Annotated in this window: 21 protein-coding genes; 10 read left to right on the forward strand and 11 right to left on the reverse strand. The window is 69.0% G+C overall.

Going from position 1 to position 24,654, the window contains the following annotated elements; all coding sequences use genetic code 11:
* A partial coding sequence (locus LW840_RS17600; RefSeq protein ID WP_345780906.1) for a helix-turn-helix domain-containing protein occupies positions 1-258 on the reverse strand: 258 nt, incomplete at its 3' end.
* Between the two features lie 60 nt (positions 259-318).
* Here LW840_RS17600 and LW840_RS11885 point away from each other — a divergent pair.
* The 4 genes from LW840_RS11885 (at position 319) to LW840_RS11900 (ending at position 2,423) form a co-directional block, all read left to right on the forward strand.
* Positions 319-492 (forward strand): hypothetical protein, encoded by a 174-nt coding sequence (locus LW840_RS11885; protein ID WP_291267590.1) that lies wholly within the window; start codon positions 319-321, stop codon positions 490-492.
* 160 nt (positions 493-652) lie between these two features.
* Entirely contained in the window at positions 653-895 is a 243-nt protein-coding gene (locus LW840_RS11890) for a hypothetical protein (protein ID WP_291267591.1), read from the forward strand.
* A 231-nt stretch (positions 896-1,126) separates the two neighbouring features.
* Complete coding sequence (locus LW840_RS11895; protein WP_291267592.1) at positions 1,127-1,573, forward strand: hypothetical protein; 447 nt, start codon at positions 1,127-1,129, stop codon at positions 1,571-1,573.
* Between the two features lie 25 nt (positions 1,574-1,598).
* Positions 1,599-2,423, forward strand: a complete 825-nt coding sequence (locus LW840_RS11900; protein WP_291277038.1) for a hypothetical protein — start codon at positions 1,599-1,601, stop codon at positions 2,421-2,423.
* A gap of 144 nt (positions 2,424-2,567) precedes the next feature.
* Here the strand turns inward: LW840_RS11900 and LW840_RS11905 are convergent, their stop codons facing one another.
* Positions 2,568-3,353: a PEP-CTERM sorting domain-containing protein gene (locus LW840_RS11905; RefSeq protein WP_291273879.1), complete on the reverse strand. Its 786-nt coding sequence runs from the start codon at positions 3,351-3,353 to the stop codon at positions 2,568-2,570.
* A gap of 828 nt (positions 3,354-4,181) precedes the next feature.
* Here LW840_RS11905 and LW840_RS11910 point away from each other — a divergent pair.
* Positions 4,182-6,062, forward strand: coding sequence for a HEAT repeat domain-containing protein (locus LW840_RS11910; protein WP_291277039.1), 1,881 nt, complete (start codon positions 4,182-4,184; stop codon positions 6,060-6,062).
* Positions 6,055-7,500, forward strand: a complete 1,446-nt coding sequence (locus tag LW840_RS11915) for an HD domain-containing phosphohydrolase (RefSeq protein ID WP_291267596.1) — start codon at positions 6,055-6,057, stop codon at positions 7,498-7,500. Before LW840_RS11910 ends, LW840_RS11915 begins: the two co-directional genes overlap by 8 nt.
* Before the next feature lie 40 nt (positions 7,501-7,540).
* Here LW840_RS11915 and LW840_RS11920 read toward each other — a convergent pair whose 3' ends face one another.
* Entirely contained in the window at positions 7,541-8,875 is a 1,335-nt protein-coding gene (locus LW840_RS11920) for a hypothetical protein (RefSeq protein ID WP_291277040.1), read from the reverse strand.
* Positions 8,876-9,297: 422 nt separating this feature from the next.
* On the opposite strand from LW840_RS11920, the gene LW840_RS11925 reads away from it, so the two are divergent.
* Entirely contained in the window at positions 9,298-9,804 is a 507-nt protein-coding gene (locus LW840_RS11925) for a hypothetical protein (protein ID WP_291263532.1), read from the forward strand.
* A gap of 15 nt (positions 9,805-9,819) precedes the next feature.
* Here the strand turns inward: LW840_RS11925 and LW840_RS11930 are convergent, their stop codons facing one another.
* The 6 genes from LW840_RS11930 to LW840_RS11955 form a co-directional block, all read right to left on the reverse strand.
* The gene (locus LW840_RS11930) at positions 9,820-12,537 is read right to left on the reverse strand and encodes a serine/threonine-protein kinase (RefSeq protein ID WP_291277041.1); all 2,718 of its coding nucleotides are present in this window, start codon (positions 12,535-12,537) and stop codon (positions 9,820-9,822) included.
* 13 nt (positions 12,538-12,550) lie between these two features.
* The gene (locus LW840_RS11935; RefSeq protein ID WP_291277042.1) at positions 12,551-12,919 is read right to left on the reverse strand and encodes a hypothetical protein; all 369 of its coding nucleotides are present in this window, start codon (positions 12,917-12,919) and stop codon (positions 12,551-12,553) included.
* Between the two features lie 134 nt (positions 12,920-13,053).
* The gene (locus LW840_RS11940) at positions 13,054-13,878 is read right to left on the reverse strand and encodes a hypothetical protein (RefSeq protein WP_291277043.1); all 825 of its coding nucleotides are present in this window, start codon (positions 13,876-13,878) and stop codon (positions 13,054-13,056) included.
* Positions 13,878-14,960: a cohesin domain-containing protein gene (locus tag LW840_RS11945; protein ID WP_291267602.1), complete on the reverse strand. Its 1,083-nt coding sequence runs from the start codon at positions 14,958-14,960 to the stop codon at positions 13,878-13,880. The genes LW840_RS11940 and LW840_RS11945 overlap by 1 nt, the downstream gene beginning before the upstream one ends.
* Before the next feature lie 29 nt (positions 14,961-14,989).
* Positions 14,990-18,322 (reverse strand): pre-peptidase C-terminal domain-containing protein, encoded by a 3,333-nt coding sequence (locus tag LW840_RS11950; RefSeq protein WP_291277044.1) that lies wholly within the window; start codon positions 18,320-18,322, stop codon positions 14,990-14,992.
* Between the two features lie 169 nt (positions 18,323-18,491).
* A complete protein-coding gene (locus LW840_RS11955) occupies positions 18,492-20,426 on the reverse strand; it encodes a pyrroloquinoline quinone-dependent dehydrogenase (protein WP_291277045.1) in 1,935 nt (644 codons plus the stop codon).
* 90 nt (positions 20,427-20,516) lie between these two features.
* On the opposite strand from LW840_RS11955, the gene LW840_RS11960 reads away from it, so the two are divergent.
* Positions 20,517-21,191 carry a hypothetical protein gene (locus LW840_RS11960; RefSeq protein ID WP_291277046.1) on the forward strand — a complete coding sequence of 225 codons (675 nt, stop codon included), beginning with the start codon at positions 20,517-20,519 and terminating at the stop codon, positions 21,189-21,191.
* Here the strand turns inward: LW840_RS11960 and LW840_RS11965 are convergent, their stop codons facing one another.
* Both LW840_RS11965 and LW840_RS11970 read right to left on the reverse strand, forming a co-directional pair.
* Complete coding sequence (locus LW840_RS11965; RefSeq protein ID WP_291263540.1) at positions 21,192-22,022, reverse strand: hypothetical protein; 831 nt, start codon at positions 22,020-22,022, stop codon at positions 21,192-21,194.
* A gap of 29 nt (positions 22,023-22,051) precedes the next feature.
* Positions 22,052-23,452 (reverse strand): cytochrome c, encoded by a 1,401-nt coding sequence (locus LW840_RS11970; protein ID WP_291273811.1) that lies wholly within the window; start codon positions 23,450-23,452, stop codon positions 22,052-22,054.
* A 650-nt stretch (positions 23,453-24,102) separates the two neighbouring features.
* Between LW840_RS11970 and LW840_RS11975 the strand changes: the two genes are divergently transcribed.
* On the forward strand, positions 24,103-24,288 hold the full coding sequence (locus LW840_RS11975; protein ID WP_291277047.1) for a type II toxin-antitoxin system RelE/ParE family toxin: 186 nt from the start codon (positions 24,103-24,105) through the stop codon (positions 24,286-24,288).
* Positions 24,285-24,596: a NadS family protein gene (gene nadS, locus LW840_RS11980; protein ID WP_291268709.1), complete on the forward strand. Its 312-nt coding sequence runs from the start codon at positions 24,285-24,287 to the stop codon at positions 24,594-24,596. Before LW840_RS11975 ends, nadS begins: the two co-directional genes overlap by 4 nt.
* Positions 24,597-24,654: the final 58 nt, after the last annotated feature.

Consider the following 24,654-nt stretch of genomic DNA (forward strand, 5'->3'; position numbering starts at 1 on the left):
GAGGGCCGCGCGTGACGGGAAGTGGCGATGCAGCGTGGCGCGTCCAACGCCGGCGCGCTGTGCGACGACATCGAGGGTGGCGGAGGGGTCGGCGGCCCAGACGGTGGCGGCGGCCTCGACGATTCGGTCCCTGGCGCTGATATGTATCCTTGTCATATGAGACAAAACTATATCATCTGATACATCTGTCAACCATTCGGCGATCAGTGGACCGCGAGGAGGCCCCCGCGCCGTAGCAGGCTCGTGAATTGCTGGCATGCTCACCCGACCGAGCCCGGTTCTCGTGGTCCGTCGCGGTCTCACGTCGACCTCCGTCTCATGCACATCCGCAGTCGATGCCTCGCCGCCGTCGTCCTGCTCTGCTTCGCGACGATTTCCGTTGTTGCGCAGGAGCAGCAGGCGTACCAAGTGGGAAGGCAGGAAGGGACGGTGTTGTCGGCAGAGGATGCGACGTTGCTGACGCAGTTCCTCAACCGGTGGCTCAAGCCGTAGTCCGCCAGTGCGGCCGCGGCGCTCCTCGCACGAATCTCACGCTGTACGGCCAATGGTCATGGGATGTGGACGCGCGCGGCCGCAATGACGCGTACTCTCGCGTGCGCCTGCGGGCGCGCGACCTCGCCGCTCGTGCGGGAGCGGCAGCTTCGCGTCGGGGATGCCGCGGTGGTACGCCGAGACCGGCGGCCGCGTGGATCCGCCGCGCACGCGGGGGCCTGCGCAGGTGGTGTACCATTCGGGCAGCTGGGGCCAGTGGTTGCTCGTGTATCCCGAGACCCGCACGGTGGTGGTGCGCTACGCAAGCTGGGCGCATCCCGGTCGACGGTCGGAGGAGGACGCCGGTGGCTGGAATTCGCTCTACGCGGACCTGTACCGGCAGATCGGGCGCGCGACGCGGTGAGCGGACGGACGTACGGGAGAGGAATCTCAATCGGGGCGGGGCGCTGTGCTGTGGAGCGGACGGCGCCATCGCCGACCTCGCCAGCGCCTCGTGGCGGGCGTCGGAACGCTGAGCTACTCAGGCGATACTGGCCGTTCTACCGCCGCAGCGGCTCCACCACACGGTCCCACCCGTACACCGGCGCTCCACGCCGCCTTGTGCCCCACTACGATTGCCGATCGACTGGAGGACATGGCGGATAGCGCGGGCGTGCTCGTGCTCGGCAGTCCGCCACCGGCGGAACCGGAGGACGGGAGAACCACGTCCACTGGCGGGTGGTGGCTGCTGTTCCGTTCAGCATCGCGTGAGCAGCGCCTCGATATTTCACTCCATGTCGAGTCTGCGAAGATGGTTCGCGTTGATGACGCGTACAACTCTCCGAGCGCCGTTGACGCGATAACCGAACACTGGATGGACAGCGACGCCGTGGCTCGCATTACCGAGCCGATATACGTGGCATGGCGTACTACCGATACACCGCCGCTGCGGGATTTCGTCATGAAGCTTACCCAAAGGGAGCAGGCTCCTCTCTGGCGGGTCAATTACCTGTGCGTCCAATCCGGGATGATGCGGCGGGAACTCCAGCTCACCCTGCACGCCACCACGGGCGAGGTGATCGGCGTGGTCTCCTCTGACTGAGTGCCGCAGCCCCTCAGCCGATCACGTGCCGCAATCGTTCACGGTCCATCTGATGAATCCAATGCACATGCGCACCCCAGCGCCGTCGCGCATTGCGGCCGAATGGCACACCTTGATCGGAGTGAATGTCCACGAACGTCCGGTGACGCCACTCCGAACCGAGGAGCGTGTGAACAAGACAACATGTGATCCGCCGCTGATCGACTGGGTCCCCCCGCAACCCCGTCCGGGAATGGCCGGATGGTTGGACCGCTTCGTGGGGCCAGGTGCAACCGCCGGGGAGTTGTCGTGCCAAATTGGTGCGGCGTTCGCTGCCGCTGTTGCCGTCCCGGCCTACGCGTTCGTGGCAGGGCTCAATTGGTCGTCATGGCAGCTCGCCGTGTCCGGCCTGCTCGCGATGGACCTTGTTGGCGGGGTGGTCACCAATGCGACGGCCGCGGCGCAACGGTGGTATCACCGACGCGGACAAGGGGCAAGGCAGCACTTGGCATTTGCCGCGGCTCACATCATTCAACTTCTGCTGGTCGGGTGGTTCTTCCGAGGTGGAGACTGGGTCTTCGTGGGAGTCTTCTACGCACACCTCATGCTCGCGGTGACGGTGGTGTGTCTCTCCCCGTTGTACCTCCAGCGTCCGATCGCGATGATGTTCGTGGTTGGTGCCGTCCTTCTCGATCAGTTCGTGTTTCCCTCCGTGCCGGCCATGGCGTGGTTTGTTCCGGTCTTCTTTGTCAAACTGTTGATCAGTCACCTGCTGAAAGAGGCGCCGTATTCGGATCGGCAGCAACCACGCTGTGCAGTGGTTGCTGACCAAACGCTGAACCCGAGCGGGAAAGACGGTCGGGATTGCTGAACGGGGCCCAGGCGAGACTCCAGGCACGCCGCCGCCCGACACGCCATGCGGGGGAGGTCGGTGATCGCGTCACGTGCGCGATGGAGAGTCGACCCCCCCCCTGAACGTTCCTCTCCCGAACTCCTGCTCCGGGTCGAGAACGCCCTACTTGCGGCGGCGACGCTTCACCGCGACGACGCCGAATAGACCCGCCCCCATCAGCGCGAACGTGGTCGGCTCCGGCACGGTGCCCTGGACCTGGCTGGCATCGGCAACCGTGAGGTCGTCGAAGGCGAACACGTCGGCATCCGTAGGCAGGCCGGTCAGGGTGAAATCCACGCGATCAATGGTGTTGCTGCCGTAGAGCACGCCCCAGTAACGCAGGCCACCGTTCAGCTCCGGCACGAACGTCCCCGGCGCCGCCACCTGTGGCTGGACAACCAGCGACGTGAGCAAGGTGCCACCGCTGAAGAGATCGATCCCGACCGAACCACCGATGTCGCCGAAATCAATGCCATAGAAGCCGAAACCGGCGACCAGCTGGCTGAAGAGAATGGAGAAGTTGGCAACACCCGATGCTCTGGCCTGATAGTACCGGTTGCCGCTCATGGCGTACCGGCCGAACGGGATGATGTCGACGGGATCCTCCGCCTCGGTGTTGCCCTCGCCGGTGAGCGTGGCGACGCCGGCGAAGCCGAAGTCGAGGGCGAGCGGTGCACCCAGGCCGGGCGCGAAGCTCTCGAAGTTCTGCGTGCCGACGTTATTGGTGAGGTTGCTGAAGAAGGCGTTGCGGGCGGTGAGCGCCGCACCCTGCGGCGCGATCTTCTGCGCGCACATGTTGGGGCCGTTCACGACGCAGCCGGGGTTCTGCGTGAACCCGGTGTAGACGGTTTGCGCGCCGAGCGGCGCGGCGAGGAGCAGGAGGGCGGAAAGTGCGACGAGCGAGCGCATGAGAGCTCCATCGTGAGGGGGGACTGCCGTCGGTCCGAATTGCGTGCGTTCGACACGTTGCAAAACCCGTTCCACACGGGTCGGCTCCACGGAGGTGCCGTTGGACGCCCGTCTCGAGTGTTCCGCAATCGGGCAAAGGTCGTGCCCGTGGGAGGGTACCGCGCGCGTGTCGCGGCGAAGGCAGCATGCGAGCGATGGAGCGGGCTGGCACCGTGGATTCTCCTGCTATCTCCATGGCGTGCAAGCACCAGCAGGTTTGGCGCCGCCGCCGCGGTGCCCATGCCGGCGGAGGGGTCGCATGCCGGGAACCGGGCCTCGTCCGTCCCGCTGATCGAGAAGCGGCAGGCGGACTTTCCGGCGCTGTCTTCGATCCAAGTGCTGACTGAGTGTCGGGCGGCCGGCGGCACGGGGGGGCTACTCGCAGTTCACGGCCGTGGTACGGCAGGTGCGCCCTCGAGAGGCGCCCGCGCCGAAGGTGCGGTTCGAGAACGAGCCCGGTGTGCAGCCGCGGTTCGATCGGCTCAAGCGCATTCCACGCGACGAGCAGACCACGCTGCAGCCCCTTGCCGCTCGCCCGCATCGCTCGCTCCAGCCCAGGCCGCCCGCGCGGCGCACCACGGGGGGGGGGCGACACCGGTGAGTATGCAGCGTCGTCGACTCACGTGTTCCGCAAACGGGCAATGGTCGTGCCCGTGGGAGGGTACCGCGCGCGCCGGTACCGGGAGGTCATCCCGGTCGGCACCGATGGGGCTCCTCCTCAACTTTTGTGGCCGCGATGCCGAGTACTCGTAAGGATGTCCAATAGGTGACGGGCTCTCGCACACGACCATGTTGACCATTGAACGCGCCTTCGACCGGACGACTGCGCCGGCCGTTGCCGAGACGGGACCGCCGGACGCCAGAATCGCCGACATTGCCAGCTGGCTTGGGCAGTTCTCGCGCGTCCTGAGGACATGCCGCCTCTACGACGTGCGCAACCGCAATGCCGTCAAGTTCCGTGAAGAACTGGGCACCGCCATGGTGGCTCTGCTCGCAGACCACGGGGCATTCCGGCTGGAGTTCTCCGCGCGCCAGATTCACTGTGACGGGCAACCGGTGATGGTCTCGCTGCCCGGCGAAGGCAACTTCGTCATGCCCTTCTACCGCGACGGCCTCCGCACGCTGACGTTCCACCCGGATGCCGCGGCCTGGGAACTGGATGTGATCGTGGACGTGCTCCTGCGCGTGACCAGTCGCGCCGACACCGGCAGCGAAGACCTGGTTACGCTGCTCTGGGCAGCGGACCTGCCGCACATCGACATGAGCTACGTAGACGCCGAGACCGATGCGGATCTGGGCGACGAGCACGACGACCGCTTCCTGGGCGGGCCCGTGCCGGCGAGCAGTCAGCTGTTGCCGTGGCCCGGCAGCGGCGGGGGCTCTCGCGGAGATGGCAAGGCCACGGATGGCCAAGGCCGCCAGGGGCGAACGGGGGACGGCGCCGCGGCCACGGCGGCCGCTGCTTCCGCCGATGTGACCGCTTCGCCTTCGGCAAAGTCCGAGGTCGAGCAGCCGGACGCGACGACGTCCTTGGACCGCTTGCGCAGCGACGACTGGCTTGCGGGCGAGCCCGCGCACGAGCTCGAAGTGCGCTATCTGGCGCTGGAAGCGACCTGCCGCACTGACCTCGACCAGTTCGCATCGGCCCTGCAACAGGAACGTGGCTGCACCCCTGTCCAGGCCGCGTTCGGGCTGGTGCGCGATGCCATGCGCTCCACCCTGCTGGAGGTCGACCGTGTCGACCTCATCGACCTGCTGGAACGGGCGCTGCATGACGCGATCGCCGCGGCGGGCTGGCCGGACGCCCGGGAGGCAATCGACTGCCTGACCGAGCTGACCCAGGGCCGCTGGGACGCGGCGCTGCTGATCGACCGGCTGGTGCACCCCGACTCGCTGGTGACCGGTGCGCTCGTGCGCGACCTCGACGAGGGGACCGTTGCCGACCTCACGGCGTTCGTGGAGTTCGCGCGCACACTCGGGCCGGTTGCCATTGGATGGCTCATGCGCCTCGTTGCCCTCGCCAGCCACGAGCGCACCCGACGGGCGCTGATGCGGGCGCTGACCGAATTCTGCGAGGGCCATCCTGAGCTCCTGGCACCCTGGCTGACCGACGAACGCTGGCACGTGGTACGCAACGCCGTCTGCATCCTGGGTGCTACGGCGGGCGGGGCGCCCCCTGCGCTGTTGCGCCCGTTGGTGCACCACCCGGAACCGAGCGTGCGGAAAGAGGTGATCGCGGCGCTGGAGCACACCGAAATCGAAACGGTCCGCCCGCTGCTGCTGGCGCTGATCGAGGACTCCGAGGCGTCCATCCGTCGCGCGGTCCTCCATCGCCTGGGCTCGGCGCGCAACCCGGAAGTGAGCGCGGCGATGATCGCGATCGTGCTCGACCCCGACTTCCGCCGCCGGCCAGTCGAGGAGGTGCGCGCCGTGACGATGGCGCTGGGCGGCTGCGCGGGTGATGAGGCGCTTCCCCACCTCGAGTCGCAGCTCTACGCCCCTCGGTGGTTCAGCATGGGGGCGGGACCGCACTGCCAGATGATCGCGCGCTGCATCAGGCGCATCGGCACACCGGCGGCGCTGGCGATGCTGGAACGCGGCGCGCGCTCGCGCGTCGCGGCCACGCGCGACGCCTGCCGGCTGGTGCTCAGGGGCGCCGGACATGCGTGAGCGCGAGGACAAGCGGGGCGACGAGCACACCGCCGAGGGCGACAACCTGCCCATCTGCACGCTCGGCGGCGTCCTGATCTCCCGCCTGAACGGCCTGCTCCGCGGCATGCGCCTCTACGGCGCCAGCAACCGGGCGCTGCTCGCGCAGCAGCAGGAACTGCTCGACGCGGTCAAGGCCATGCAGGCCGACGAGGTCTCGCTGCTTGGCATGGGGGAGTACTTCTACGTCAACGGCGTACGGCTGCGCCCGGATGCGTCGTCCGTGCCGGTCTTCCGCGCCCTGCTCGCCGAGTTCGAAGTGCGTCGCATGGGCGGGCTGCGATTCTCGGCGCACTTGGGAATGGCGGAGCTGGAGTCGTTTCTGCGGGTTCTGCTCAGGGAGCGGCACGAGAACGCGACAGCCGTGCTGAAAGCGGAAACCGCGAGCGCGGGGGCCTCCCACATCTGCGCGATCCAGCCGCGTGATGTGCGCGCGCAGACGTCCACCGAGGGCGAGGGGCCAGAGGACCACGACCGGGGCCAGGCCCGTATGCTCTTCAGCCGTGCCGTGCGTGGAGCACGCATCCTGTACCAGCGCACGCGGCGCACAGGCAAGCCGGCGCTGCAGCAGGCGCGCCGAGTGGTGCAGCCGATCGTGGATCGGCTGCTCCGGAACGCGGACTCGCTTGTCGGCCTCACGGCGCTGAAACGACACGACGAGTACACGTATGCCCACTGCGTCAACGTGAGCATCCTCTCCATCCGTATGGGACAGTTGCTCGGGCTTTCACGCCCGGAGCTGGCCGGCATCGGCGTGGCGGCGCTACTGCACGACACGGGCAAGCTCATGGTGCCGACGGAGGTGCTGGGCAAGCCGGGCCCGCTGGACGCGGAGGAGTGGGCGGTCATTCGCCGGCACCCGATGGAGGGGCTGCGCATCATCAGCCGTACTCCGGGCCTCTCCGAGCTGATGCTGAGTGCGATGCGGGTGGCCTTCGAGCACCACAGGAATGTGAACCAGACGGGGTACCCGCAGGTACGGGATGGCCGGGCGATGGGGACCTTCTCGCGCATTGTCGCGGTGGCGGATGTCTTCGACGCCCTGACCGCACACCGCACCTACCGTGAGCGTCCTCTGACCGCCCATGAGGCGCTGCGCCTGTTGCTCGGGCGGGAGTGCGAGCAGTTCGACCGCGCCGCACTCTGGGCGCTGGTCAACGCGGTCGGGCTCTACCCGGCCGGTACCCTGCTGCGCACGGCATCCGGCCGGGTGCTGCTGAGCGTCTCCCCGAATGCGCGGGATCCCCGCCGCCCCGTGTGCCGCGAGCTGGCGACCGCGCCGAGGGACGAGGCGGCCCCGAATGCCCCCGACTTCATCCTTGACGCGCACGAGCGTGTGGCCCACGTCCTCCCGCCCGAAGACGTCGACGTGGACGTTGAGGGCCAGCTGGCGGCCTGACCGGTTGTCTCGCGCGGACGACCGGTCTGGTGCCAAGGAATCAGCGGAGGCGGGACTGCACTTCGTTGATGAGGTCCTTGTACTGCAGCAGCACGCGGTCCCACTCGCGGAACAGTTCGTCGTCCTTGACCGTGGCCCGACCGTCATCGGACTTCTCGCTCGCCAGCTTGATCGTGTACTTGAGCGGGTTGGCATCGGCCAGCTTCACGATCACACGCGTGCGAATGACCTTGTCACTGAAGCGCCGCACGTTCCATCCCGTGCGCAAGTAGCCCGTTTCCTTGTCGGTCACCTCGAGCACGTCGAAGCTGTTGGTCACGATCTGGCTGATCGTCTTCCACGCATCGTCGGCCGTGCGCTGGTTGCCCACCTCGATCGTGAAGTTCACGTTGGCCTGATCGCTGGCCATCGACAGATCCCACGCTTCGTCACGCCCCAGCTTGACCAGATCCTCGAACGGGATGGGCTGCGCGTTGTCCTGATTGCAGTACTCGCGGCGCTGCGTCGAGAAGGCTGGCGCCTCGAGACGCACCTCGGTGCAGGTCCCGGTACGAATGGCCACGTTGAACTGCCCCGTGCTGACCTTGCGACCGCCCACGAAGATGTCCGCCGTCGCCGGTTCGGCGGTGAGGGCCACCATGCGATCCCGCAGTTCGATCTTGTCGGTGAGCGGCAGCGCTGCAAAGGCCGCCCCTTCGCAGTACTGCTTCTCGACGGGCAGGTAGCCGGGGCGCACCACGCGCACCGCAGTGCACTGCCCGGGGGGGATCGCGATTTCCGCGGCATTCTCACCGATCGGCTTTCCGGCCACCTCGATGGTCGTGCCTGCCGGTGCCACGGTGAGCAGCACGGCGCGGTCGGTGAGCTGGAAACGCTCGATCGCCGGCGGCTGCGTGCCGTCGAGGTTCTCGTAGCGCTTCACGATGCGGCGGAAGCCCGGCTTCGTGATCTCGAGGGTACGCGCCTTGTCCCGTTCCACCTCGAGCACGAACGACCGGCTCGGTTGCACGACCCCGTCCACGCGGCTTTCGGCATCGAACGGGTCCACGTTGATCTGGAAACGCCACGCGGTCAGCGCGAGCCGCAGCTCGCCGCTCTGTGCATCCGCCGTCGTGAGGACGCGCGAGACGGGGCGGTAGCCGTCGGCGTTGAGCGTGATGCGCGTCCCCTCCTTTTTCAGCGTCACCGTGGCTTGCCCTCTCCCCAGCAGCGAGTCGCCTCGCGGCGTGGTGCCGTACACTCTCGTCGTGGACGGGGTGACGGTGAGCAGCACCGTCTTGGGCTTGCACGCCCCCATGACAGCAACCAGCGACAGCATGCCGGGGACGAGGACGCCGTGACGGAAGGCCGGGGCGAAACGGGAATTGGCGCACATGGAAAACGGCAACCTTGTCGGGATGAGGCGGAGGAGGAGTGGACGGATGGCCGATGCCAGGCCGACCAGGTCGGAGCGGCAAGCACGGCGCACCGCGTGGCACCGGTCAGGCGACGCGGCGATCGGGCGAACCAGACCCATCGCGTGCTCCCCATATCGGCGGGAGAGGCATCTCAATCGGGGTCCGTCGACGAGTCGTCGAGGTTACCGCACAAACGCTGAGCTCGCCAGCCCCGGGTGGTGGGCGGCGGCGTGCTGTTGATCGTGCGCGGGCCTGGTGATGGCCGCCGGCCCGTCCGCGGTGGCGCACGCCCAACAGAGCTTGCGGTTGCCGCGTGGACCAACCACCATCGTACCGGGACGCGTCCCACGGTTCGCCCGCAACAATCACCGGGGTTCGGCACCCCAGAACGAGAGAGGCCATGCGACGGACCTTCGCCGCCCTGTTCCTGTGCCTGCTGACCGGTGCCTGTGCGCCGGGGGCCTCGAGCCGTGAGGCGGTCTCGTCTCCCGCGGCGGTGGTCGCGCAGCTGTACCACGACTACGCGTGGGAAATCGTCCTCGAGGATGCACACGGTTGGTCCACACTGCTGGACGAGCCGCGGGACGTGCTCACGAAGTACTTCGATGACCCCCTGGTCGATCTGCTGGAGCAGGATCGACGGTGTCGGGAACGCACCAGGGCAATCTGTACGCTCGACGGATCACCGATCTGGTACTCGAATGATCCGGACGCCAGGCGGCTGACCATCGCCGGGGGGGCCGACTCGACGGAGATCGCGGTCTCCTTCGCACGGTCCCAGCCCCCACCGGATGGCGAGATCATCACGCTGACCTATCGGATGGCCAGGACGCCACGCGGCTGGCGGGTGCATGATGTTCGCTTTCCCGAGGGTGGCTCGCTCGTGGCGCTTCTGAGCGCCCAGTGACCCGTCGCGACCCGGTCACCCACCGCCGCCTCGCGTCGGGTCTGTTCCGAGGCCGGCATCACCCCGCAGCGCCTGCTCGAAACCGGGGTCCTGCAGGGCCGAGCGCCACGACGGGTCGAGGCGCACCCACGCGGGGTTGGCCAGATAGTGCCGTTCCCTCGCGTCCCTGAGCAGCGCGAACGCCAGCGCGCGGTCGCCCGCGGCGAGCGCAGCGCGCGCGGCGGTGTACACGGTATAGCTGCTGATCAGCGAGGCGCGCGCCTGGGGGTTGGCGTTCACGAGCGTCATCGCGGCCTGCACGGCCTTCACCGCCTCGGCCGAGCGCCCGGCGTGTGCGAGCATGAGCCCGAGCAGCGCCTGCCGCTGCGCATCACCCGGTACGGCCGCCACCTCGGCGGCGCGCAGCGGCCACGCGGAATCGGCCGCGGCGCGCGCCCCGGCGCTGTCACCGCGCCACGCGCGCTGCGTGGCGTGCACGGTGAGCCAGCTCGAGGCCCCGCCGCCGAAGGCTTCGCGCGTGAGCGCCAGCAAGTCGCGTTCGTCGTCGCCGGTGAGCACCCAGCCCATGTCCCAGTAGTTGCCGAACTGCGCGAGTACGCGGTCGCGCGGGGCGTCACGGAATGCCGCCGAGACGGCGATGCGCGCCGCCGCCAGATCGCCGCGCGCCAGCTCGACCATCACGCGCAGCTGGTGCAGCTGGAGATTGGTGGGCGAGAGCGCGAGCCCTGCCACGGCCGCCTCGCGCGCCTCGTCCAGCCGGGCCACGCGCAGCAGGATGCGCGAGCGCGTCTGCAGGACACGGGCGTTGCGCGGATCGAGCGCCCGGGCGGTATTCGAGAAGGCAAGTGCTTCGTCGAAGATCCCGAGATCAGAGGCGATGTTCGACAGATCGCTGGCGACGTTCACGTCCTGCGGCGCGGCGCGCCGGGCCTGCTCGAGCGACTCGCGGGCCTTCAGGAGATCGGGCTCGACGGTGCGGTAGTACGAGCCCATGGCGCGGTGGCCGTCCACGCCCTGGGGATCGAGCTGCAGGGCGCGCTTCGCCGCCTCCTTGGCGCCGACACGCAGCGAATCGACCGGAAGCGTGTTGGCGTAGAGGAAGCCATTCACGCGCGACAGGGCGCCCCACGCTTCCACCATGCCGCTGTCGAGCGCCAGCGCGGCGATGTACAGCGGCCGGGCGCGCTGCAGCGACGTGAAGTCGGTCCTGCCGCCGGCATCCCACGCGGCTTCGGCGCGCAGGTATGCATCGTAGGCGTCGGGATTGCGCGTGACGGCGCGCGCGAGCCGGGTACGGCCGGCGGGGTCGAGGGCCACCCGCATCGCATCGGCCACTTTGGCGGCGATCTCGCCCTGGACCGTGAAGACGTCGGCGACGTCGGCGTTGAAGGGCTGTTCCCACCGATTCTTCGCCGCCCCGTCGTCGCCGATCTCCACCAGGGCGGGGCTCACCTGCACACGCTTGGAGCCGTTGGGGCCCGGCGCGAAGCGTACGGTGCCGGTGAGCAGATAGCGGGCGCCGAGCTCGCCGGCGATCTCCTTTGGTGATTTCGTCGAGCCGGCGTACAGCCGCGAACTCGCGCGCGCGATGACCTCGACGCGTCCCACGGCGGTCAGCTTGCCGCGAATGGCGTCGGTCATGCCGTCGGCGAAGTACGCGTCGGCGGAGTCCCCGAGGTTCTCGAAGGCGAGGACGGCCAGCCGTCCGGCCGGGGCCCCGTCGCCGTTGCCGGCGGAGCGGGCGCTGTACCACGAGGCGGCCCCGAGCACGAGCGCCAGGGCGGCGCCGACGACGAGGCGCGTGCTCCGGCGAGCCGTCGTGGTGCTCACGGACGACGGCGCGGTGATCGCCCCGACGGCCCCCGCGCTCATGGCCGCATCGAGCTGCTCGATGACGTCACTGGCGGAGGCGGGACGCAGCTCGGGCTCCTTGGCGAGGCAGCGCATGACGAGCGCGGACACGGCAGGCGGTACCCCGGACGCGAGCGTCTCGAGGGCAGGCGGCGTCACGGAGAGGTGCGCCGCGATGAGCTGCTGCACGGTCTGTCGATCGGCGAAGGGATGCCGACCGGCGAGTAGTTCGTAGGCCAGCACTCCCCACGCGTAGAGGTCGGCGCGATGATCGACGTGATCGCCGGCGGCCTGCTCGGGCGCCATGTACGCCGGGGTGCCGAGCGACTGCCCGGCGCGGGTGAGCGCTGCGGCGCTGCGGCCATCGGCCGGAGCGCGAGTGGCGGTGCGGGCGGCGCTCACGGCCTTCGCGATACCGAAGTCGGTGACGACGGCGGTGCGCCCCGCGAGCAGAATGTTCTCGGGCTTGATGTCGCGATGGATGACGCCCCGACCGTGTGCGTACTCGAGGGCCATGGCGACCTCCCGCAGAATCCGCAGGGCGTCCGCCCGGGGCAGAACGCCCTCGGCGAGCCGCGCCCGCAGCGACTCGCCCTCGATGAAGGGCATGGTGTACCACGGAAGCATGTCCCCACCGCCCGCGGTGAGCACCGGGACGATGTGTGGGTCCTGCAGCGTGGCCGCCATCGCGATCTCGCGCGCGAAGCGCTCGGACGAGAGCCCCTCGGCCAGCTCGGGGGCCAGGACCTTCACGACCACGCGACGGTTGAGGGCGGTCTCCTGCGCGAGGAAGACGCGGGACATGCCCCCGCCTCCGAGCTCGCGCTCGATGGTGAAGGCGTGGCCAAGGCTCTCGCGCAGGCGGTCGTTGAAGTTGCTCATGAGGAACCCGTCGTTACGGCGCCCCGCCTCCCGGAGAGGCGACCGGGGGGTAGCCGCTCACGCGGAGGCGCGGCAACAGCGCGCTGCCATCGGGTGCGTTGAGCTCCTGGAGTTGCAGCGACAGCGTAATGCCGATCGGTTGCCGGGCCCGGATCGCCGCGAGCAGCAGCGGGGTGACCCGCGTGCTGTCGGCGAGCACGCCGGCGAAGCGGATGCGCCCGGCTTCGAGCGGATTCTCCTTGCGGGTGCCGCCCGCGATCGGCAGCACCGCGCGGACCGTCACCTGGGCGCTGTCGTAGCGCAGCTCTCCCAGGTAGCTCGCCATGGGCGCGACGTCCGCGCGCACGGCGGCGCAGACGGCGATGATGGCGGAGTCTGCCACGGCCGTCTGGTACACCTGCGTCCATACCTCGCCAGGCACGAGCGGGGCGGGGGCGTCACACCAGCGCTTCGGCGTCGAGCGCCCCGAGACACATCCCACCACGCCCAGAAGGGCGCATGCGAATGCTGCCCGCCTCACGGGGTCGACCGCCGCACTGGCACCCGTTCGACGCGCGTCAGCGCCCGCTGATCCTCGAACGCGACACTTACCAGATCGACGAGCACGAGCGTGAGCGTGGCCAGCGCCCCGGGGCGCTTGACGACGAATGGCACCTCGAAGAGCAGCTCGCCCTGGAGTCCGTCGGGCACCACACTCGCTACGCGAACCTCCCCGGCGCGCACCAGATGTACGGCGCGCAGTCCCTCGGGCACCAGCACCCCCTCGGGGGTGCCGCCGGCGCTCGCCGCGGCGGGCGTGGCGGCGGCGGGTGTGACCGCGGTCGCGAGGGCTGCTTGCCGTGCGGCGCGGGCGCGAACGACCGCGAGCGCCAGGGTATCGTGGCCGAGGCGGGCGGCGGCCCGTGCGGGGAAGGACTTGCGAGAGGGCGTGAGCGGCCGGCGCGCCATGGTGCCCGTGCCGGCCTGATCGGCGGTCGCCATCAGTGCGACGGGGGCGGGCACCGTTGCGGAGGCCACGGCGGTCCGCAGGCCAAAGCCATTGGCATCGACGCCCGCATTCACGGTTGGGGCGAGTGCGAGCAGGGCGGTGTCGTAGGCCAGACGCACGCTGAAGGCACCGACGGGGGCGACCTGTGCGCCGCGGAGCAGTCGCCCGCGGATCGTGACGGTGGTCCCCGCCTGCGGTGTCAGGTCGCTGCCTTCGAGCAGCAGCACTGACTGGCGAGGCTGCGGGGCCAGATTCCCGGCTGCGGCCAGCGAGTGATCGATGCATGCGGTGGTAGCGAGCAGCGTCGCCGCCAGGCCACCCATGGCCACGCGGGAGCAACGGGTTCCGGGCATCAGCGAATGACCAAGGGATAGGTGAGGGCCGTGAGGCGGCCGGTCAGATCGGTGAAGGTGGCGCTGTTCAACTCGGTCGCTGTCAACACCAGCGAACCCGTGCGACCGGTGGCTGTGCTGGCACGGAACGTAAGCCGCAACAGTTCGACCCGGCCACCGAACCCGGTCGCATCGGCGAACGTGATCGCGATGCGCCCGGTGGCAGCCTGCGCGTCGCTGACCGTGACATTCACTCCCGCGGAACCCGCCGACCGGCTCACGAACGTCAGCTGTGCGGGATCGAACGAGACCGTGATTGCCGCCGACCCGACGCGTTCCGTCGACGTCCGCAGATCGACGAGGATGGGCACGGTGAAGGTTTCGTCGGGACGAATGTCGAAGCGGGTCAGATCGGTCTGCAGAGTGATGCCGTTGGCGCCCACGACGACGGCGAGCACGGAGTCCGGTGTGGCGCTGCCGACGGACGCGGTCACGATTGACTGTCCCCGCCGGAGCCCCGTGAGCACGTTGCCGCTGGTGCCGATCACACTCGTATTTCGAGCGGCGAACTGAATGGCGGCGTTGGGCACGGTCACGCCATTCGCATCGCGGGCCGTACCGGTAAGGGCGGCCGTGGCCCCGGAATCGAGGAACACGAAGCGTGGCGAGGTGAGGGTGACCACGGCGGGCGGTCCAATGGGCACCGTGGTGGTGGCCGTGAAGCTGACTGGTGTGAGCGACCCCGACGACACCACGAGCGTGTTGATGGCCGCGGTTGGTCCACTGACCCAGCGCGTGGCTGCCGATCCATCGGATGTGCTGTTGGCGATCGCCGGCGACACGGAGCCACCGCCGCCCGAGATGGCGAAGACCACCGCGACCCCCGCCACCCCCCGTCCGTTGGCATCCACCACGCGCACGCGCATGGAATCACCGAGCACGGCACCGGCGGCCACCGGTGCGGGATCCGCGCTGATCCGCTGAATGCTGGTTGGCACCGGCGGCGGCGGCGGTCCAGGCGGTGCGGCAGGGGCGGCGGTGCCGCCGCCGCCCCCGCACGCCACCAGCATGGGAAGCGCCGAGAGGGCAAGGCGGCACGCCACGCGGCGCCGCGGTGAACGGATGGACCGGATCACTGGCGAGTCCCCACGCAGGCGGGAGCGGTTGGAAGGCCGACCGCGAAGCTCAGGATGAGCTGGGCATCGAGGGCCTGCAGGGAGCCGCTGCAATTGGCGTCCCCGTTGGGCATCGGCTTGAAGGCGGACGGAATGGCGAGCCCCACGAGGCTGGCCAGTACGGCCTGCGCGTCGAGTGCAGACACGCGGCCATCTTCATTGACATCCCCGCGCAGCACGGGCGGCGTGCCTGGCACGATCCCGCCCGGTCGGGTCACGAGCGCCGGCGCCAGATTCGCGAGCGTTGTCGATACGAGTTCCGTGAACGTGGGGAAGAGCAGCGCCCGTTGCGGGGTAGTTCCCAGCAACCGGACGAAGAACCGTGCGAGCGGAACAACCCCGGTCGCACCAGTCACGTTGACGGCAGCGAGGCGAATCTGGCCCGCCTGGGGAGTGCTGACCACCGGCGTATTGAATCCGGTCGGCACCGCGCGCACCGAGTCGACGGCAAGGATGGCCGGATCGAATTGGATGGTGGCGGCATACGCCCCGAGGCGGACCGTATTCCCGAGCGCCGTCAGGTCGACGCGAAGGTCGAGCGATCCGCGTCCACCGGCCAGCAGCGCCAGCGAATCCGGCGAGAAGCTGGCGGTTGGCGTCCCACCGGGTGTCGCGCTCTCGGTCAGGAAGGCGATGTTCATCCCCGCGTACGTGCTGAACCCGGCCACGAGCAGGTGGTAGGTGCCGGGGATGGGATTGTCGATGATGCAGCTTTCGTCATTCGTGTCGCCGATCGACATGCACACCGACGTGGTGTCGCCCCAGTCTCGCGGTGCCGTGCCACGACCGACGAACAGATCCGCATCACCGGAACCGCCGGTGGACCGCACCACGAGCCGACTGAGGCCGACCGGGACGGTGAAGGCGAAATAGGCATAGGTATCCTCGCCACCGGCCAGCGCCGTGAGCGGTGTCGCGATGGGGACACTGCGCGAAAAGATCGGCACCACGATCGTGGGCTCGCGCACCGTCACGGTGCAGGCACCGGTCCCCGCGCAGCTGTCGTTCAGCCAGCCGCCGAACGCTGAACCTGCGTTGGCGGTGGCGGTCAGCGACACGGAGGCGCCGGCCGTGATGGCGGCGGAACAGGCGCCGTTCGCCGCCAGATTCTGCACCGCGCAGTTGATGCCGCCGCTGCTGGCCGTGATCGTGCCACCGACATTGCTGGGGAGATCAGCCCACCCCTGGATGCTGAGCGGCTGCACGAACGTACTCGCGCCGCCGACGACAGTGGCGCGCAACGTGACGCCGCTGTACGACGAGGTACCGAAAATGCCGATGAACCACGTGCCACTGGCCGGGTTCGTGATGCTGCACAACTCGGAGGTGCTGGCGTTCACTGACACGCAGCTGCCGGGGGTCCCGACCAGCGCTTCGCTTGGCATCTGCTCGCGGACGACCAGGATGTCGGGGTCACCGATACCATTGGACAGCGATACCTCGAGACGGCTCGCCCCTGCCGGGACCTGCACGGCGAGGACGAAGCGCGAGCCGGTCGTGCCGCTCCCATTGGTGATGGTGGTGCCGGAGGGCACCAGGCGCGCGAAGATGGCGCCAACGCTGCGCGACTGCTGCATGTTCAGCGAGCAGCTGGTGGCGCGTCCCGAGCAGGCGCCTGTCCATTGCACGAATGTGGTCCCGGGCGCCGGGGTGGCGACGAGTGTCAACGGGTTCGAGTTGGGCAAGGTGGCCGCGCACGTGCCGCCGGGCGCCCCTTCGGACACGGTGCAGTTGAGCGGCGTGCCCACGGCCGTCACCGTACCCACCCCCGTGGATCCGGGTGACGTCGTGTTGGCGATACTCACCGACACCGCCGAGGTGGTGACGGTGCCCGGTCCATTGAACGAGACCTGATAGCCGGTGCTGGTTGCCGCATTGATGGTGACCGTGAACGACTCGCCGGCCGGTCGAAAGGTCGTGCCTGGCGCGAAGGCGGCGAGTTCGGGATCGGTCGTTCCGGCGGGAAACTGCAGCTGCGCCGGGCCGGGCGCGCTTCCGCCCGCGCTGACGGTCGGATTGACCTGATGAATGACGACGCCCTCGCGGGGAATGGCGTCTTCGAAGAAGCCCGCGCGGCGGCGCGCCTCGAGCACATAGAAGATGCCTGGCCGCGCACTGGGAATCTGGGCCATCAGGAACCCGTTGGCCGATGGCAGCGCCGAGCGCTCGAGGGTAAACGTGGCACCGCCGGGCGAGCCCGGCACCCATTTGCGCGCGCTCGGCACGAACCCGAGGACGTCCTTGTGAAACGCAATGGTGTGCGTGCCGAAAGACCACCCGTCGGAAAGCGTGCGCGTCCGTGACCGGCTCATGACGTCGTACGGCGACACGTACGCCAGTCCGTTGGCACCGCTGTGTCGAAGGCCGAAGGTATGGCCGAACTCATGCGCCCACGTGCCCGCCTGACGGGTGGACCAATCCATCATGTAGGAGGTCCGATAGCCGCGCGTCGTCCCGTCGCGCGTCATGGTGATCGGACTCAGGTACGCATACGAACTGGAGATGCCCCGATTGAAATGCATCGAGATCCCGGCGAAGCCGGGAAAGAACACGTCGGCGTCGGCGACTCCGGCGCACTCGTCGCGCAGCGCCAGGTCGCGCGCGAACTCGTTGCTGAAGCGCGTGGCCCAGTCGGCCCCGTAGTAGAAGTCGAACGATCGCGCCAGTGTGTACCAGCCGAACACCCGCGTCCCGGCCAGCCGGATGGTGCCGTTCGACACCTCGTTCCAGTACGCTTCCGCGCCCGGAAAGACCGCGCCGACCGACCGTTCGACGTCGGCGACGCTGCCGGGTACGGTAGATCGATCGGAGAAGCGACAGAGCAGAACGGCGATATTCTGCGTGGCCGACACCACCGGGACCGTCAGCGACGCGGCGGTCCCGTCGAGCAGGTCCAGCCGGTTGACGCGCACGGCCGTTTCGAGTCCGGGTCCGGCGGCGGACGGCACGCGCGTGTCGACGCCCTCCAGGCGCAGTCGTCGCCCCTGGTACTTTCGTTCGTCCGTGAAGACCGAGGCGACCATGGCACTCATGTCCACGCGCACACTCGACCCGTCGTCCTGCAGCAGGAAGTGCGCGGTGACGCTCGAGTCGCGCTCCTCCCGGGGATCGGTCACGAGCGACACCAACCGACCGGTGTGCGTTTTCGTGGGCTGGGCGGTTGCCCGGGCCGGCGCGAGCAGCGCTGCGGCAAACAGAAGCGCGACGGGAATGAGGGCGATGTGGGCCGCGCGCGGCATCCGGAACAGCGTGAGCGTCCGACGTACGGTCGGACTACGCTTTGCGGGCATGGGAAAACGCCGTCAGAAGAGGGAGGGCTCCCGGGCACGGTGACACGGCATTGCGGCAATCGCGGGAGGAAAGAGCGGGCAATATCGGTCTGCGTGGTGCGAGTCGCAAGCCGGAAGGTTACGCGTGCCCGGACAGTGACGGACTTCGCGGGGCGCGCGGTGGTCTCTGCTACCGCGGCAACGCGTACGCCACGATCTCCGACGCCTGCCCGCCTGCGGTCGTCGCGAACACCACGTACTGCCGCCCGTCGTGCATGTACGTCATGGGAATGCCCGTCTGCGTGCCGCTCGGAATATCGAGTCGCGCAACGCGCGCACCCGTGCGCTTGTCGAGCACCCAGAGGTTGCTGCTGCCGTTCGTGCCTTCGCCGGCGAAGAGCAGCGTGCGCGTGACCAGCAGGCCGGCGCGCGACGCGCGGCCGGTATTGGGAATGCTGGCCGGCGGCAGCTTGAGTCGCTCGGCGACATACGCCGGCGTGTCGCCGTTGGGCACCATCCACGCGTGGGCGCCCGTCGTGAGGTCGATCGCGGTGATGCGCCCCCAGGGCGGCTTCACGAACGGCACGCCGGGCGCGAGCTGACCGCCACGACCGCCGGCGATGTAGTTCATGTCCGAGACCTTGCCACCGGGCAGCAGGGCCAGGAACGACGGCGCCGTGACCGACGGCACGTACAGATAGCCCGTCTCGGGGTCGAGCGCGCCGCCTTCCCAGTTGGCGCCCCCCGTCGACGCGGGCAGCGAGAGCGTGCCGCGCGTCCCGTCGGCGGCGCCCGCCAATGAGGGCGGGGTGTAGAGCGGCCCCCACCGGTACTGGCGCGCGATCTCCCGCGCGCGGGCGCGGATTTCCGGCGTGAAGTCGAGCAGGTCGTCCTCGCCAAAGCCCTGCCGCTCGAAGGGCGCGGGCTTGGTGGGGAACGGCTGCGTGGGACTGTACCACTCGCCAGGTACATCTCCCTTGGGCACGGCCCGTTCCTCGATGGGCCAGATGGGGGTGCCGGTCACGCGGTCGAGCACGAAGACGAAGCCCTGCTTGGTGAGCTGGGCCAGGATGCGACGCGGCCGGCCGTCTATCGTGAGGTCGGCGAGGATGGGCGCGGTGGTGTTGTCCCAGTCCCAGATGTCGTGGTGGATGGTCTGGAAGTGCCACACGCGCTTGCCCGTCCTGGCGTCGAGCGCCACGATGCTCGTGGAGAAGAGGTTGTTGCCCGGCCGGTGGCCCCCGTAGTAGTCGCCGGTCGCCGCTTCGGTGGGGAGATACACGTAGCCCAGCTGCGCATCCCACGAGATCTGCGCCCACGCGGCGGCGTTGCCGGTGTAGGCCCACGACTTCTCGAGCCAGCTGTCGTTGCCGAATTCGCCGGGCTCCGGGACGGTGTGGAACGACCAGAGCAGCCGCCCGGTGCGCACATCGAAGCCGCGAATGTCGCCCGGCGTGTTCACCTTCGACGGCGGCTGCATGCCCACGTGCAGCGCCGCGCCCACCACCAGCACATTGCCAATCACCGCCGCCGGCGAACTCGCGCCGATCGAGCCGTCCACCGACACGCCCGCCCGCACGCGGAGATTCTGCTGCAGGTCCACCACGCCGTTGCGCCCGAAGCCGGCGATCGGCCGGCCGTTGTCTGCGTCGAGGGCAATGAGATGGTAACCGGGGGTGACCACGTAAATGCGGTCGTCGCCCTTGCCATCGGACCAGTACGACACGCCACGTCCCGAGTTCACGCGCGGCGCCTTGGCGAGCCGGTCACGCTCGTCGAAGCGGTACATCCAGAGGGTTTCGCCGGTGGCCGGATCAATGGCCACCACATTGCGGTGCATGCCGGCGGTGGCATACAGCCGCCCCTTCACGAAGATGGGCGTGGTCTGGCTGGCGGCGGCCGGGTTGGGCCCCTGGTTGCGGGCGCTCCATCGCCACGCCACTTCGAGCGTCGCCGCATTCGACGCGGTGATCTGGTCGAGCGACGAGTACCGGGTGTGCCCCGGGTCGCCCCCGTAGACCGGCCACTCGGCGCCGGCGCCGCGCTGCGCACTGGCGGTCGCCGTTGCGCTCGCACTCGCCGCGGCGGAGAGCGCCAGCAGGGCGAGGGGAAAAAGCCGTGCCATGAGAGGCTCCATCGGGGAGAAGGTGATTCAGCTGTCGCGAGAACGTGCCGTGCCGTTGCCGTATCCGCTAGGGAATGCAGATTCTGCCACATGGTGATCGTGTTGCTCTTCGTGGCGCTGCTCGTGGCGCCGATGGCCTCGCCCGCCACGCTGGCCGCGCAAGTCCATGAGCATGCCGGCAGCGCACCGGCCACCTCCCCCGACGCGCGCCTCGAGCTGGTGCTCGGCGGTCCGCATCTCATTCTGTATCACGCCGGCTATCTCGCGCTCGGCGAGGCGCAGGTGACCGGGCTGCAGCGACTGCGGCGCGCGGTGTGCGAGGCGCAAGTGGTGTATGTGGAGCGCACCACAGCGGGGCGCGACCGCCTGTCCGCGCTGCTCGCCGACTCGGTGTCGCTGCCGCGCGAATCGGGTGCGGCACCCACCAAGCCGTTGGCGCTGCCCGACGCAATGAACGCCCTGGCCGCCGCGGAATCGTCGTGGCTCACGGCGCTGCTGCGGGCACGGCGCGACGCGCTGGGGCTGCTCACCACGCCGCAGCGCGCCCAGCTGATGACGCTGCGCGATCACTGGGTGCGCGAATCGCTCGCGATGATCGAGGAGTCCACGCGCCCCGGTCAACGCGGCCACAAGGGCACGCAGCTTCCCATTCGCGTGCCCGGCATGGTGGTGGGCAGCACCACGTTGCTCCCCTACTGCGAGTCGCTGCACGGGCCATCGATGCACCTCAGCATGCCCGGCGTGCCGCCGCAGGGGAGCGACTAACTAGCCGGTGACCTTCACGCGTACGTAGCCGTTCGTCCAGCAGCACTGCTGTCCCGGCGCGCTGTCGGTGATGCCGAAGTTGTCCACGCGCACCCGCAGCATGTACTCGCCCGGCGCACTGAAACGCACCGATGTCGTTGCCTCGCCGCCGCCGGGCGCGGTGGTGGCCGAGCGTGGCTCGAAGGACACGTCGCCGGGGCCCTGGTGCTTGAACCAGAGCATGTTCACCGGGATGGGCTTCCGTTCGCCGCGATCCTGCATCCACACGCGAATGTTGAGGGTGGTGCCCACGGCGACCGTGAGCGGCCCGGTGGTCACGCCTTCGCGGCCGGCGGAAGCGGGGCCGTTGGCGGCGAAGCGCACCACCGGCATCAGCGACCCCGCGGCCTGCGGCGTGTACGACAGCTTGTAGTAGTCGCTCGTGGCGCGGCCGGGCACGGAGTAGGTCACGCCGTTATGCCGCAGCGTCCACACCACGTCGCCCTTGTGCCCCTTGGGCACCCGAATGGCAAACACGCCACGTTCGCGCCGGCCGCCAAACGCGCCGTAGCGTACGACCGGGAAGTGCGTGGCTTGCATCCCATTGAACTGCGCCGGCTCGAGGCGATTGTCCGGACCGATGGGGATATCCACCGCGCCGCTCGCGTTGCGATTCATGAACCCGTACGAGAGCGTGACGCTGCCATCGGGATTGGCGTACCACCCGTCGAAGTACGGCGCCACGCCGGCGCCGGCCGGCGCGCTGGGCCCCAGCGGGTAGCGCGCGCCGGGCTGCGGTTGCGCCCGGAGTGGGACGGCCAGGAGCGGTACCGCTGCGAGCGGCACGGTCACGCAACAGGCGACCGCGACCAGCGCGCGCTTCACTTCCTGGCCCGCTGCGCGAGCAGCCGCTGATACGCCGCCTCGTCGAGCTGCGTGACCGCGATCCAGGCGTGGCTCATCTCGTCGGTGGTGCGATCACCAATGCCCACCCACTGATCGGGATCCGGATTGGCGAGGTTCTTGTCGGTGTTGTCGTACCACGCCGTGTTGATGATCACCGAGCCCGCCGGCAGCAGTGGCGCCGCGTCTTCGGCGTACACGTGGCTGTGGTGCCACCCCGGGTTCCAGTTGGACACCATGCTGAGCGTTTCGCGCCGGCCGTCGGGATACAGTACCTCGAGCCGCTTGGCGACCAGGCGCAAGTGCCCGTGCGGCTGCCACGAGTCAATGCGCACCGGCGTGTTGAACCGGTGCATGCCCTGCGTGACGAGCGTGCCGTGCGGTTCGATTTCGAAGTCCCCCGAGCCGCTTTGCAGCGCGTAGAGGCCGAGCGTTTGCCGATGCCGCGTTTGCGGGGTGACCTCGGGGCCGTGGAACCAGATCCCCACCTCGAGCTGGTCGTCGATGACCTGCTTGCCGTTGGGGAAGTAATGAATGTCGAACAGCACGTTGGAGCCCGCGGGCGCAATGCGGCAGGCATCGGCCGGCACGATCTCGCCGATCTTGCCGAGTGCGTATTCGGAAAGCCGTACGCTGCCGGGGCCGCCTCCGCCCACGGCGTCAGGTTCCGTGGTCACGTTGCCCGGCACGAACGTGGAGTTGGCGTGGTGCGTGACGCTGCGTCCGGCGACCGTGGGCTTGGTTTCGATGGCCTTGATGCAGCGGTCGGTGGTGAGGCCGCTGGGCACGGCGGGGCGCCACCAGCGGTCCTGGCCCACGGCCGGCACGGTGTACTTGGCTGCCTTGATGACCAGGTCGGGCGGGCCGTACTGTGCGGCAAGCTGGTACTGCCCCGGTTCCGGCAGTTTGGGTGCGGGGGGCATATCGGCCGGGTCGCCTTCCGGCATGCCGTCGTCGACCCACCGCAGAATGGTGGCGATGTCGCGATCGGAGAGGCGCCAGTCGTGCTGGAGTTTCTGGATGCCGATGTGGGTGTCGTACTGATAGGGCGGCATCTCGCGCGCCTGCACGACCTGCTTGATGAGCGGGCCGTGGCGGCGGGCGTGTTCGTAGGTGAGGAGGGGCATGGGCCCGATCCCGCCCGGCGAGTGGCACACCTGGCAGTTCTTCTGCAGGACGGGGGCGACGTCGCGGGTGAAGCTGATGCGCGCCGAGTCGGCGGCGCGGCGTGGCGCCGAGTGCGTGCCGCGTTCGGAGCGTGCGGCCGGCGTGCCCGTTCGCGCCGCGGTGAGCATGAGGGCGGCGGCACACGAGAACGCGAGGGAACGACGCCAGCGTCGCGGAAGCGGCTTCCGCGGTGACGGACCGGTCGGCTCCATGAGGTTTCTCCGGGGACGGGTGGCGGATAGCATGGCGCGCGTGGGGCGGCGGGGCAAGGGAACCGGGGGCGGGCGTCGCTGGCGGCGGCAGGAACGGTGCGGCCCGCGTGGGGCTGATGGCGGTATAGTCGCGCGCAGGAATACAGAAGAGCGGCGCCTTCACTCGGGGAGTGGGGCGCCGCTCGTTCGATACGCGCATGCGTGTTGTCCCGCCGTGCCATTCGATGACTCGGCGTGGCGGTGCGTGCCACTTGCGGGTCTCTCGGCGCGACTGAACGTTAGACTGCATTATCTGCAGTCTAACGCGGTGGCGCCGATGCCTTGGCCAATGGGGCAAGTCGTTGGTGCATTGGGTGATATCCCATTGGCGTCGACGGTCGGTGCGCGGGATTAGACTGCGGAAATGCGCTGCATAATCCGTGGTCTGCAGTGATCGCCTGCAGCCTAATCAGCGTTATGCCGACCGACCGGGCGGTGCTCACTCTGGCGCGCAGTGCGCCAATGGCGTATAGTTCTCCCTGCGCTTCCTCGAGACGCCGATCTTCACGGCCGCGCTGCGGCGGCACCTCGATGACGAGCAGTACCGCGCGCTCCAGACGGCCCTGTACCTGCGGCCCGAGCAGGGCGCGCTCATCCCAGGGGGCGGTGGCCTGCGCAAGCTGCGATGGGGCGCCGAAGGGCGCGGCAAGCGCGGCGGTGTTCGGACGATCTACTACTGGGCGGCCGACGACGGCGTGTGCTACATGCTCTATCTGTACGCGAAGAACGACCAAGGGGATCTCACCGCTACGCAGCTGCGCGCCCTCGCTCGAGTGGTGCGCGAGGAGTTCAAGTGAAGGTCGACGCGTTCAACGAACTGTTGGAGAGTGTCCGACAGGCAGGGGCCATCCGCCGTGGTGAGCGTAAGCCGTCACGCTCGCGCCAATTCAAGCCCACGGATGTGAAGGCCGTTCGTGCAGAGCTGGGGCAGTCGCAGGCCGAGTTCGCGCTGATGATCGGTGTCAGCGTCGCCACGCTGCGGAACTGGGAGCAAGGTCGGCGCGTACCGGATGGTCCAGCGCTGGCTCTCCTGCAAGTCGCCGCTCACAATCCCGCAGCGGTCGTTGACGCGCTACATCGGCCGCGGCGGCGCGGCGCGGCATAACGATCGCTGCTGCGGACGGGGCTGAATCAAGGATGGCGGCTGGTTCGCTTCGCTCGCC

Origin of the sequence: Gemmatimonas sp. (assembly GCF_021298855.1) — a bacterium.
In the GTDB taxonomy this organism is placed as follows: domain Bacteria; phylum Gemmatimonadota; class Gemmatimonadetes; order Gemmatimonadales; family Gemmatimonadaceae; genus Gemmatimonas.